This window comes from Bacteroides sp. M10, assembly GCF_014334015.1.
GTDB classification, from domain to species: Bacteria; Bacteroidota; Bacteroidia; order Bacteroidales; family Bacteroidaceae; genus Bacteroides; species Bacteroides intestinigallinarum.
The window spans coordinates 6,504,465-6,517,561 of record NZ_CP060488.1 but is presented as its reverse complement, the minus strand read 5'-3'; the positions used below and the strand labels follow the sequence as shown (position 1 = coordinate 6,517,561).

Sequence of the window (13,097 nt, the reverse complement as noted above, 5' to 3'; positions counted from 1 at the left end):
ATATTTTAAAGAATTTAAAGCTAATTACTAATGAGAAAACAATTACATATCATATTCAGGCTTGTTATGTTCAGTTGTATCTTGTTGTTTGTGTCTCAAGAGGCAAGTGCACAGATCACTTTCTCCGTGAAGAATCAGACGATACGCCAGACGATACGAGTGATTGAAAAGAAGGCCGATTACAGCTTCTTTTATACGGATAAGCTTCCCGGATTGGATCAAAGAATTTCATTGACAGTGAACAATGAAAGTATTGATGCGGTTTTAGAAAAAGTTTTTAAAGGATCATCTATTAGTTATAAAATAGAATCGGGTAAGCAAGTGGTGCTTACTCTGAAAAGTGAACAGAACGCCCCCCAGAAAGGCGATAAGAAAACAATCACCGGTGTTGTGGCCGACCGGAGGGGAGAACCTTTGATTGGTGTCACAGTGAGAGTGGAAGGAGAGAATATTGGAACTGCTACTGATATAGACGGTCGTTTCTCTTTGGAGGCTCCTGTGGGGGCAAAGGTCAGCTTTTCCTATATCGGTTATGTCTCCCAATCTCATACAGTCAATAAGCAGAATGTATACAATGTGTCATTGAGTGAAGATTCGCAGGTATTGGAAGAGGTAGTTGTAGTGGGATACGGCTCTATGAAACGGAAAGATATTACCACTGCAGTATCTGTTGTTTCCACGGCAGATATTGAAGAACGTCCGATCATGACAGCTGCACAGGCTATTCAGGGAAAGGCAGCCGGTATTCAGGTTGTACAGCCGTCGGGTATGCCGGGTTCCGGAGTGACAATCCGGGTGAGAGGAGCCACTTCGGTACAGGCATCCAATGAACCGCTGTATGTGGTGGACGGTTTGCCGTCGGATGACATATCGAATATCAGTCCGAATGATATTGAAAGCATGCAAATCTTGAAAGATGCCTCATCGGCAGCTATTTACGGAGCACGTGCGGCAAACGGAGTAGTGCTGATTACAACTAAAAGAGGAAAGATCGGTGCACCACAAGTGAAAATGAGTGCTTATGTGGGTTTCTCTAAATTAGGGAAAAAAATAGATGCGTTGAATACGGAGCAATATAAAGACTTGATGAAAGACTTGAAAGCAGTTTCGGATGTTGCCCCCAATATCCCCGAAAGTGAAACGCGCTATGTGGACTGGACTGATTTATTCTTCGGTACGGGTGTCAATCAGAACTATCAGTTGTCTGTGGCAAATGGAACCGAGAAACTGCAATATTTTGTTTCCGGAGGTTATTCCGACGAACAGGGTATTGTGGAGAAAGCACATTTCAATCGGTATAATTTCCGTGCAAACCTGGATAGTGAGCAGACCAAATGGTTAAAGATGGCACTCAATTTTGCATATTCGCATACAGGCGGACAATGGGTGAACGAAAGCCGCAGTTCTTTGCGTGCCGGTTCCATCTTATCCGTTGTGAATACTCCTCCGTTTATGCAGAAGCGGAATCCGTATGATCCGAACGAATATGATGAACAGGCTTACGGTGCACGTATTCTGAATCCGCTGGCTGCCAATGCCGCAGACAGTAACACGAATACAGACCATATAAATGGCTCACTCGGCTTCACGGTTGACATACTCAAAGGACTGAAGTTTAAAACCACTTTTGGCATTGAACTGACCAATGAACATTGGGACTACTATCTGGACCCGATTTCAACTTCGGACGGACGGGGTACAAAAGGACGTGTGGAAGAGAGTTTCTCACGAAACTTCGAATGGCTTTTTGAAAACTTGCTGACCTATGATTGTTCATTCAATAAACATAACCTTTCTATTTTGGGAGGGGCTACCCAGCAGCGTGCACAATATAACGGTTCGTGGATGGCAGGTTTCGACCTGGCAGAGTCTTATCCCGATATTCATTCCATCAGTGCCGCCAATCAACTGGATAAGGATGCTTGCGGTTCTTCTGCTTCCGCATGGACGCTGGCCTCTTTTCTGGGGCGTGTAGCCTACAATTACGACAGCCGTTATTTGCTGACGGTTAACTTCCGTGCAGACGGTTCTTCTCGTTTTGCCCCGGGACATCGTTGGGGTACTTTCCCTTCTGTTTCCGCAGGTTGGAGAATTTCAGGCGAAAAGTTCATGCAACCTTTGCAAGACATTGTTACCGACCTGAAATTACGTGCCGGATGGGGTATGAATGGTAACCAAGGCGGTTTTGGAAACTACGCTTACATGGCTTCCATGAGCGTCAGTAAACTGCCCGTTTCGGAGGGAAACTTATATCCGGGACTTGCCATTAAACCCGGCTCGGCAGCCAATAAAGAACTGACCTGGGAAAAAACAAGCCAATGGAATCTGGGACTCGACCTGACCATGTTTGATTCCCGCTTATCCTTCTCAGTAGATGCTTACTACAAAAAGACCACCGATTTACTATTGACAGTCAGCCTGCCGGAGAATGTGGTGCCGAGCAGTGTGACAAGAAACGACGGTGAGATGGTGAATAAAGGTATGGAGTTCACTCTCTCTTCCCAGAATTTTAAAGGCAACTTTCAGTGGAATACTGATTTCAATATATCTTTCAACCGGAATAAGCTGACGAAGCTCGGTTTGAATAAAGTCTATTATTATGCTGAAATGTACGAATCCAAGGAGAAAGCCGTCATCCTGAAAGAAGGTCTTCCGTTAGGCACATTCTTTGGTTACATATCAGAAGGCGTTGATCCGGAAACCGGAGATATTATCTATCGTGACTTGAATGGTAACGGTTTTATCGATCCGGAAGATCGCACTACTTTGGGAAATGCCCAACCCAAGTTCATTTACGGTATGACGAATACATTCTCGTATGCCGGTTTCGACCTGTCTGTATTCTTGCAGGGAAGTCAGGGCAATAAGATTTTTAACGCATCGCGTATTGATATGGAAGGCATGACAGACTTTAGAAATCAGTCGGTTCGTGTGTTGGATCGTTGGAAACGACCGGGTATGATTACCAATGTCCCCCGCGTTGGTAATACAGAGAATAATCATAACTCCTCCCGTTTTGTAGAAGATGGATCTTATCTGCGCCTGAAAACAGTCACTTTATCCTATAATTTTCCTAAGAAATGGTTGAATAAGATACATCTGTCCAGATTGCAGGCTTACGTCACCGGACAGAATCTCTTCACACTGACAAAATACAAAGGATACGATCCTGAAGTAAATGCTTTTGGCGGAGACTCCGTTGCTCAAGGGGTGGACTATGGTACTTATCCTCAATCGAGGGCGGTAATTTTTGGTTTGAATGTTGAATTTTAATAGCTGCGAAAATGAAAAACATAATAAAGTTAGCGTATGTCGTACTCTGTACATTAGTCGTTTCATGCAGTAGTTTCCTGGATGAGAAACCGCAATCGGATTTTATGCAGGAAGGTACCGGAACGGAAGATCAGGAGTCTAAATATGGAAGTCTGGCAGATGCACAGGCCGAGTTGCAGGGTGCGTATGAGAGTTTTAAAGCAGATATATTCCAGTCGGAAAATTATACCATTGGAGATGTGCAGTCCGATAATTGTTATATCGGCGGAGATGGTGTGGCCGAACAGGAGTTTGATTTGTTGAAACTGACCTCTACCAATTATAAAGTAGAACTGGTCTGGTCACAGTATTATTCGATGGCGGGCACTGCAACCAGTGTAATTGAAAATACGAAGATGATGGATCCTACTTCTACCGTAGCAGAAGAACGTAATCGTGTTATTGCAGAAGCCAAGTTCTTGCGGGCATGGGCGTATTTTGATATTGTCCGTTTATGGGGTGATGCCCCGATGGTGCTGGATTTGATTCCGACCATTACAGCCGAAAACCTCGATAAATGGTATCCGGTGATGTATCCGGAACGTTCTGCCACAGATAAGATATATGACCAGATTCTGGACGACCTGAATGAAGAAAATACCATTCGTTACCTGGTAAGCAAGAATAAAGGAATTTTCCAGGCAACTAAGGGAGCAGCCTATGCTTTACGTGCCAAAGTGCTAGCAACGAGAGGGGAGAAATCAACACGCGACTATACCAAAGTGGTTGAGGCTTGTGACAAAGTAATAGCAGAAGGCTATACGCTGGTCAGCAATTTTGACGAGTTGTGGCAACCCGACAAGAAATTTTCTTCAGAAAGCATCTTTGAAGTCTATTACACCTCCGATGCGCCCAACTGGGCTTACTGGGTATTGCTGAAAGAAGATGACGGATCAGTAACCTGGCGACGTTATTGTACACCTACTCATGATCTGGTTGCTAAATTTGACAAAGAGAAAGATACCCGTTATGCATCCAGTATTCTTTGGAAATCAGTGCCTTATGATACTTATTGGCCGGCAGACAGTTATCCGTTGTCTTATAAGATTCGCGAGAAGACTTCCAATATCATTTTGATGCGGTTGGCAGATATACTGCTGTTGAAAGCCGAAGCACTGGTAGAGTTGGACCGCACCCCGGAAGCCATCCGGATTGTAAACAGCATTAGAGAACGTGCCGGTTTTGCTCCTTCTTCTTTAGATGAAAATATGGGGCAGGCCAGAGGACGCCTGGCGGTAGAGAACGAACGTCAATTAGAGTTGTATATGGAAGGTCAGCGCTGGTTCGACCTGGTACGCAATAATCGTTTGCTGGAAGTGATGCAGAAGCATAAAGACAAAGACGGCAGATTGCTGTTTGCAGGTTTGCAGGCTTTTCGGCAGTTGTGGCCGATTCCTCAAGGAGAGAAAGATAAGAACACCAATCTGACTCAAAATGAAGGCTATTAATGAAAAGAGGAACGTAAAACTTTAAAAGAAAAAATGATGAAACACAATAATCTGTTTTTATGGCTGCTGGGGCTGACTGTTTGTTGGCTGGCTTCATGCAGCGAAGAAGATGGCCGGGTGACGTATCCATATTCGTGTCCCGAAATATCGGAACTGCAATTCTCAACTACCGATCAGACACCTGCTGCCGATTCTCTTTATTTTTCTGTGAAGATTCACGATCCGCAGACTCCTTTGTCTACGCTGGAAGTGAAATTGATGACAGGTGAAACTTTGGTCAGTTCGCAGTCGATCCGTACGAAAGGCACTGATGTCTCGATTGTTGAAAAAGGGATTTATATCCCGTTTGAAGCCGGACTTGAAGAGAATCAGGAAGCGAAGGTGATTCTGACAGCCATTAATGTGGAAGGTAGTGAAGTCACTCAAACATTTGATTTCCATATCACCCGTCCGCAGATTCCCGAAGTGCTTTATCTTCACTATAACGGTGAGGTGGTAGAAATGAACCGGAGTGAGGACAATCCTTACCTGTATCTAACGGAAGTTTCCGATTTGGAAGAGGGGTATCCGATGGAACTATCCGGAAAGATCTCTACCGCAGCATCATTGGATGATGCAAAACTGATCTGGGGAGCTGCCGAAGCAAGCAATACGGCAGTCCTTATTGAAGCGTCGGGACCCAGCTTTGCTTTTGATTACCGGGATTGGTTTGTCGAACAGATCACTTTCAATGTGATGACTTTTGAATTGGGAGTAGTCGGCTACCAAAAGAACCTGAAAATTAAAGAAACCGAGTTGATAGCCAGTGAGGGATTTTTCCGAGCACAGATTAGCTTTACGCAGGGTGAAGAGTTTGAAATGAGTGGATTTGAAGATGTGGAACACGCTTACAACCGCGACTTCTTTAGCTATAATCCGGACAATGGAAAGTTTACCTTCCTGCGCAAATCCGGAACTTGGGAGATCTATTATTCTTCTAAATACAATTATATCTGGGTGGCACGAATGGGTGATACGGCTCCCACTTGCTTCTGGCTGATAGGACACGGATTTACATGCGCACCCGTCTGGAATGAAGCATATAATAGTGGAGGCTGGAATTTGGAAGACATATCACAGTTAGGATATATTGTGCCAATCGGTGAACAGAAGTACCAGACCACTGTGTATTTGAGTAACACTCATGAATGGGAATCCTTCGAAATCGAAATTTACAGCGGTTTGGAATGGGATAATAAAGATCAAGGCATGCTGCTGCAAGAAGGTTCATTGTCCGGCGACACGGATGGAATCGAACTGTCTGCTTCCAATGGAATAACAAGTGGAGACGGTTTCGTTCCCGGTTATTATCGTCTGACTTTCGACGTCTCGCAGGGAGTAGGCAAAGAAACTTTGCACATCGAACGATTGAGTGATTAATGCCTAAAAGAATGATATATAGAAAACAGGAAAGCCTATGAGAAATATGCTATATGCAATATGGGGAAGTCTGTGCCTTCTGCTGGTCATTTCCGGTTGTAAATCGACTGACGGGGCGAAAGCCCCCGTGTCATTGACCTGGGAGATGGGAGCTGTGGAAGTACAACCCGGCTACTATGAGAATTCATTTGTCCTGAAGAACATATCGGATGCTCCTTTAGGAAAGGATTGGATCATCTATTATTCGCAGCTACCTCGTGAAATTCTGCAGGAAGAGTCTGCTCCGGTCAAAGTGGAAGTGGTGAATGCGAACTTCTTCCGGATGTATCCGGCAGAAAATTTCCAACCACTGGCTCCGGGAGATTCGCTGACCGTGACATTCTGTTGTACCAACGGATTGAAAAAGCTGTCACATGCTCCTGAAGGCACTTACTGGGTGAGCCAGTCAGGCGGCAAGCAAGGTATTCCCTTGCCTGTCGGACTGACCATACAGCCGCTGAAAGGAATGGAGACAGAAGACTGGTATCCCGCGCCGGATAAGGTATACGCTTCGAATTTGGCGTTGGAGACTACAGCCCAGTTGCAGCAAACCGATATTTTTCCGTCAGTGAAAGAAGCGGTACCGGCTACCGGCAAAGAGGGTTTTGCTATAGAAAATAAAGTAAAACTGACTTTCCATCCCGATTTTGCCAACGAAGCTGGATTACTGAAAGAAAAGCTGGCAAGCATCCATGGTCTGGAAGTCGTTTCCAAAGCGCCGGTAACAGTTCATCTGGATTATTTGCCGGAACGGGAAACAGCAGTGAACGGCGAATATTATCGGATTGATACGGGAAACGGACTGATAAATATTTCAGCTTCCACTTCACATGGCATTTTCAATGGGACGCAAACCTTGCTCTCCCTGTTGAAAGGCCAGGAAAAGCCGTTCCGCTTGGAAGCCCTCTCCATCCGCGATTATCCCGATTTGCCGTATCGCGGGCAAATGCTCGATATTTCCAGGAACTTTACGACTGTTGAACATCTGAAAAAGCTGGTAGATGTAATATCTTCTTATAAACTGAATGTACTGCATTTCCATTTTTCGGATGATGAAGGCTGGCGTCTGGAGATTCCCGGCCTGGAAGAATTGACCTCGGTTGGCGCACGCCGGGGACATACCACGGATGAACTGGAATGTTTATATCCGGGTTACGATGGCAACTATGATCCGTCTGCAGCTACCTCCGGCAACGGATATTACACCCGTGAAGAATTTATCGATTTACTGCGTTATGCAGCTCAAAGACATGTGCGTGTGATTCCGGAGATTGAGTCTCCGGGACATGCCCGTGCGGCAATCGTGTCCATGAAAGCGCGCTATCATAAGTATGTGAATACTGCCCCTGAAAAGGCCAACGAATATTTATTAAGTGACGCACAAGACACTTCCCGTTATGTTTCCGCGCAGTCTTATACGGATAATGTCATGAATGTAGCATTGCCTTCTACATACCGGTTTATGGAAAAAGTGATTCGTGAGTTGATAGCCATGTATGAGGAAGCGGAGGTACCTTTGACTACGATTCATTTAGGTGGCGATGAAGTACCCGAAGGAGCCTGGATGGGTTCTCCTGTCTGCCGGGCGTTTATGGATGAACACGGGATGACAAGTGCCCACGAACTGTCTGAATACTATATTACGAAGATGGCAGACTATCTGCAACAACATCATTTGCAATTCAGCGGCTGGCAGGAAGTAGCGTTGGGACATCCGGAAACAACCGATCGGCATTTGAACCAACTTGCAGCAGGAGTGTATTGCTGGAATACGGTTCCTGAATGGGAAGCGGATGAAATACCTTACCGGATAGCCAACAAAGGATATCCGGTGATTCTCTGCAACGTGAACAATTTCTATCTGGATTTGGCCTATGACGCTCATCCCGACGAAAGAGGTCTCTCGTGGGCGGGATATGTCGATGAGTCCAAGGGGTTCTCCATGCTTCCGTATAGCATTTATCGTTCTTCGCGTACCGATATGGCAGGCAATCCGGTCGATCCGGACATCGCAGGAAAGGGAAAAACGACTTTGACCGCTTCCGGAAAGGAACATATTCAGGGAGTGCAGGCACAATTATTTGCTGAAACCATCCGTGATTTTGAATGGGTGGAATATTACACCTTCCCCAAAATCCTCGGATTGGTGGAACGCGGTTGGAACGCTTTTCCCGCCTGGAGCACTTTAACAGGAGAGAAAGAACGTCAGGCTTTCAATAAAGAACTGGGCCTGTTCTACTCCAAAGTGAGTGAGAAAGAAATGCCTCACTGGGCGTCCCGAAGTATCAATTTTCGTTTACCTCATCCCGGACTTTGCATCAAAGAAGGGCAACTCCATGCCAGTACCCCTATCCGGGGAGGCGAAATACGCTATACGACCGATGGCACGGAACCGACCCTTCGTTCGGAACTTTGGAAAGCTCCCGTAGCCTGTGATGCTTCCGTTGTGAAAGCGAAACTGTTTTATTTAAATAAAGAGAGTGTAACAAGCACTCTCAAAGTAGATTAATCCACAAAAGTAGATAAGTTATGAACTATGATAAAATAAAAAGAACCGGAATATTGTTCTTGTTGGGAATAGGTGCGATCACATCGTTGTCGTGCAATGATAATGATAACGCGAACTACCCGGAGCGAGTGCCCACCCGCCTGTCGGTGATGCCTTTGCCGGAAAGAGTCGATTATAAAGAATCGGTTGTCTCTCTTCCGCAGAATGTGACTGTCAGCCAGAACATTCCGGCTTCCACGTCGCAACTGTTGAAATCCACCCTGGAAGAGAAACTTTCTCTTTCCGTCAGTGATGCCTCCAACGATCGTGCCTTTATCCGTGTGAAACAGGAATCGGATTTGGCAAAAGAGGCTTACCGGCTCACCGTTACCAAAGAGGGAGCCTGCGTTTATTATTCAACGGAAACCGGACTTCTCTGGGGAATCCAGACATTGAGACAAGCGCTCGAACAAGCAAATTTCTTCACTTCCGGAAGTGCTAAATATCTTCCGATGGTCGATATAAAAGATGCTCCCAAATATGATTGGCGCGGATTTCATATCGATGTAGTCCGCCACATGTTTACGGTTGATTATCTGAAAAAGGTGATAGACTGTTTGTCTTTCTACAAGATAAACAAGCTTCACTTGCATCTGACGGACGATCAGGGTTGGCGCATTGAAGTGAAAAAATACCCGTTGCTGACGCAGGAAGGCAGCTGGCGCGACTTTGACGAATATGACAAGAGATGCGTAGAACTTTCCCAACAGGATTATAACTATGAGATAGATCCCCGTTTCGTGAGAAACGGTTCTCAATATGGTGGTCATTATACGCAGGAAGAGATGAAAGGTTTGGTAAGTTATGCGTTGGAAAGAGGGATCGATATTGTACCCGAAATTGACATGCCGGGCCATTTCTCGGCGGCTATCAAAGTCTATCCCGAGTTGTCGTGCACGGGAGAAGCCGGATGGGGAGAAGAATTCTCTTATCCTATCTGTCCCTCGCGTCCGGAGAACTATCAGTTTGTGCAGTCCATCATTGATGAGATGGTCGAGATTTTCCCTTCGGAATATTTCCATATCGGAGCTGATGAAGTGGAGAAAGATAACTGGGAACAGTGTGAAGTTTGTCAGCGATTGATGCAGCAGGAAGGTTATCAGAAAGTGGATGAGCTGCAAAACCATTTTGTAAAGATCATGACGAACTATGTGAAGGGTAAAGGCAAGAAAGTGATGGGATGGGACGATGCTTTTCTTGAAAAAGAACCGCAGGATTTGATTTATACGTATTGGCGTGACTGGCTGCCCGATCAGCCGGGAAAGATTACCCAGAAAGGTTATCCGATTATATTTATGGAGTGGTCCCGTTTCTATTTGAGCGCAACGCCTTCAGACGAAGGATTAAGCTCTTTGTATAACTTCGAGTTCGAACCCCAGTTTCCAGGCATCGTGAAGCAAAATGTATTAGGTTTCCAGGCTTGTGTGTGGACGGAGATGATTCCTAATGAACGGAAGTTCGGTCAGCACGTGTTTCCCTCTCTTCAAGCATTTTCGGAGTTGGCGTGGGGAAGTAGCCGTAACTGGATTGATTTTACCAATCGCCTGAAATGGCATGTTAAATGGTTGAATGCGAATGGATTTTATTTCACCAAACCGGGATTTCTTTAATCCCGGTACACTAAGAACAATATGAAATCAGAACGTTTACTTTCATTAGATGTACTCCGGGGAATCACCATTGTCGGAATGATTTTGGTGAACAACCCCGGAACATGGGAATCCATTTACGCACCCTTGCGACATGCCGAATGGAACGGACTGACTCCGACTGATTTGGTCTTCCCGTTCTTCATGTTTATAATGGGCGTTTCCATGAGTTTTGCCTTATCCCGGTTCGATCATCATTTCAGTCGCGGTTTTATCATCAAACTGGTACGGCGCACGGTGATCTTGTTTTTGTTGGGACTTTTTCTTTCCTGGTTCTCGTTGGTGTGCGCAGGGGTGGAACAACCTTTTTCGCACATACGTATTCTGGGAGTGTTGCAGCGGTTGGCATTGGCTTATTTTTGGGGTTCCTTGCTGATTGTGGGTGTCCGGCGTCCGGCAAATCTGGCATGGATCTCCGGGATCATTCTGGCGGGCTATTCCATCTTGCTGGCTTTGGGACACGGATTTGAACTTTCCGAACAGAATATTATTGCCGTTACAGATCGCACACTATTCGGAGAAGCCCATCTGTATCGGGAGTGGTTGCCGGATGGCGGGCGTATCTTTTTCGATCCGGAAGGCCTGTTGAGTACCTTGCCGTGCATTGCGCAAGTGATTATCGGTTATTTCTGCGGAAATATTTTGCGGGAGAAGACTGAAATCCATCACCGGCTGTTGCAGATCTCCATACTGGGTATTGCCCTTTTGTTTACAGGATGGTTGTTGAGTTACGGCTGTCCGTTGAATAAGAAAGTATGGAGTTCGACTTTTGTGCTGGTGACTTGTGGTTTTGCTTCCTTGTTTCTTGTATTTCTCACTTGGCTGATTGATATTCGTAAAAAGCAGAAATGGGGATATCCTTTCCATGTTTTTGGCACGAATCCATTGTTTATTTATATAGTGGCCGGTGTGTTAGCTACTTTGCTGGAAGTAATTACGGTTGCGGGGAGTAGCTTGCAGGAGAAGATTTACACTTCCATTTGGAGCGTTCTTCCCGATGCTCATCTGGCCTCTCTGATTTACGCCCTTCTGTTTATCGGATTCAATTATCTAATTGTATGGGTGCTGTACAAAAAGCAAATATTTATAAAGATATAAGAGGTAGACGACAGGTTTGAAAAAAGTAGAGTTTATGTCGGATAGCTACAATAGTTTATTTTCGTAGCCGGATGATATAAACTCTATTTTTTGTCACGATGGTAGGATGTCAGGAATCAATACTTATTTGTGTTTCGTAGGAGAAACTACAGCTTTATCTCTTCCGTGAATATCTCCCCGAAACGATTCTTAACCACCACCTTGACAGATTTTGCATCTTTGGAAGGCTGTGCACGGAAAAGATGACGTGTGCGATAACCCGTTTTCTTTCCCTTTACCATATTGATATAATCCTGATCCTCATCGTCAAAAGCCTGCATTGCACCTTTCAACACTCCATCCTCATACCAGTTTACTGTATACGTCCAGTCCCAATCCCAGATATTGGCTACCACATAGTCTTTCTGGCTTTCAAACTCTCCCGGTTGGTAAAGCCGGAACTGATAGTCCGGAGAACACCCTGTTGCCTTGTAACGCCATTTCACATCATCACCTTTCACTTGTACTACCAGATAACCGTTCGGTGCTCCGCAACGATTCACGTGTCCTGCCCACCATGCGCCGCAAGCAGCCCCGATATTATGTTCGTAAATGGTAGGAGCGGGCAACTGATTTTCATAAAAGTGCGTGTGTCCGGAGAAAATATGTACTTGGTAAGGCCTCAACAGTTGGAAAAGCGCATTGGCGTTGCGTGCATTTCCCCCTGCAGCTACCGTGTTATTAGCTACCGGAGCGTGAACGTTCAGGAACACGATGTTTCCTTTGGGCACATAACTTAAATCCTTTCTCAACCAGTCCAAATCTTCCGGCGTGAAGCGTTCCGTGTATTTCTTGTTGCCGTCGTAGTCAATATCCTTCATTGCTATCACATGCACTTTACCGATATTGAATGAATAGTTGGCCGGGCCGAATGACTGATAATAATTCTGTTCCCCATAACCATCCGCCGGATGATCCGTCTGTGTCATGGATTTGTAGAGCAGGTTGAAGTCGTGGTTTCCCATCAGTTGGAACATCGTCATTCCCAAGTTGGACACCGCTTGACGGTAAGGAGCGTACAGGTTCATGGCATCCCACACCAGATCCCCCAGTCCCATGCCGACGATTTCGAAGTTCTTTAGTGAGTCGGCAGTCTGTTTCAGGTCGGGCACTGTTTCCGTGCGGAAGCGGTCCAGTTGCTTTTCGTTTCTCACTTGCGGGTCGGAAAGGACGATATATACAAATTCATCCACCGGTTTCTGCCGTTTAGTCAATACGAAGTCACATTGGTTCTCGCTTTTCCCGGCGTCCAGATATTGATAGAAACCATCGGCTACCCCCTCTTTGGAAGGAAGCTCATACGCTGCCGGAGTAGAGATATAAACCATCGGATAACGTGCCGGATCAGTATTCAGAACATAGTTTCCTTCTGCATCAGTCGTATTGAAATGTGCCCCGTCCGTCACCACTACACCGCTGACGGGTTTACCAGTATTATCTTTCACACTACCTTTCACCACCGTCTGACCAGAGGCGGCAACAGCATTCAGCTGGAAAAGTAAGACCGCTGCAAACAGCGTATTTCTAAAATTGATCTTTTTCATT

General features: G+C 45.6%; 7 protein-coding genes. 6 read left to right on the top strand and 1 reads right to left on the bottom strand.

All coding sequences use genetic code 11. The features are described from left to right. Positions 1 to 30: 30 nt before the first annotated feature. From H8796_RS24315 to H8796_RS24290, 6 genes are read left to right on the top strand one after another with little or no spacing between them, the layout of a single operon-like run. Entirely contained in the window at positions 31 to 3,273 is a 3,243-nt protein-coding gene (locus H8796_RS24315; RefSeq protein WP_117935336.1) for a TonB-dependent receptor, read from the top strand. 11 nt (positions 3,274 to 3,284) lie between these two features. After that, on the top strand, positions 3,285 to 4,760 hold the full coding sequence (locus H8796_RS24310; RefSeq protein WP_004297680.1) for a RagB/SusD family nutrient uptake outer membrane protein: 1,476 nt from the start codon (positions 3,285 to 3,287) through the stop codon (positions 4,758 to 4,760). Between the two features lie 33 nt (positions 4,761 to 4,793). Continuing rightward, a complete protein-coding gene (locus H8796_RS24305; protein ID WP_117935334.1) occupies positions 4,794 to 6,179 on the top strand; it encodes a DUF5016 domain-containing protein in 1,386 nt (461 codons plus the stop codon). A 37-nt stretch (positions 6,180 to 6,216) separates the two neighbouring features. Beyond that, on the top strand, positions 6,217 to 8,727 hold the full coding sequence (locus tag H8796_RS24300) for a family 20 glycosylhydrolase (protein WP_117935332.1): 2,511 nt from the start codon (positions 6,217 to 6,219) through the stop codon (positions 8,725 to 8,727). Between the two features lie 20 nt (positions 8,728 to 8,747). Next, a complete protein-coding gene (locus H8796_RS24295; protein ID WP_117935330.1) occupies positions 8,748 to 10,376 on the top strand; it encodes a beta-N-acetylhexosaminidase in 1,629 nt (542 codons plus the stop codon). Positions 10,377 to 10,397: 21 nt separating this feature from the next. Then, on the top strand, positions 10,398 to 11,513 hold the full coding sequence (locus H8796_RS24290) for an acyltransferase family protein (protein WP_117935328.1): 1,116 nt from the start codon (positions 10,398 to 10,400) through the stop codon (positions 11,511 to 11,513). A 146-nt stretch (positions 11,514 to 11,659) separates the two neighbouring features. Here the strand turns inward: H8796_RS24290 and H8796_RS24285 are convergent, their stop codons facing one another. Then, positions 11,660 to 13,096: a calcineurin-like phosphoesterase family protein gene (locus tag H8796_RS24285; RefSeq protein ID WP_117935326.1), complete on the bottom strand. Its 1,437-nt coding sequence runs from the start codon at positions 13,094 to 13,096 to the stop codon at positions 11,660 to 11,662. Between the last annotated feature and the right edge of the window lies 1 nt (position 13,097).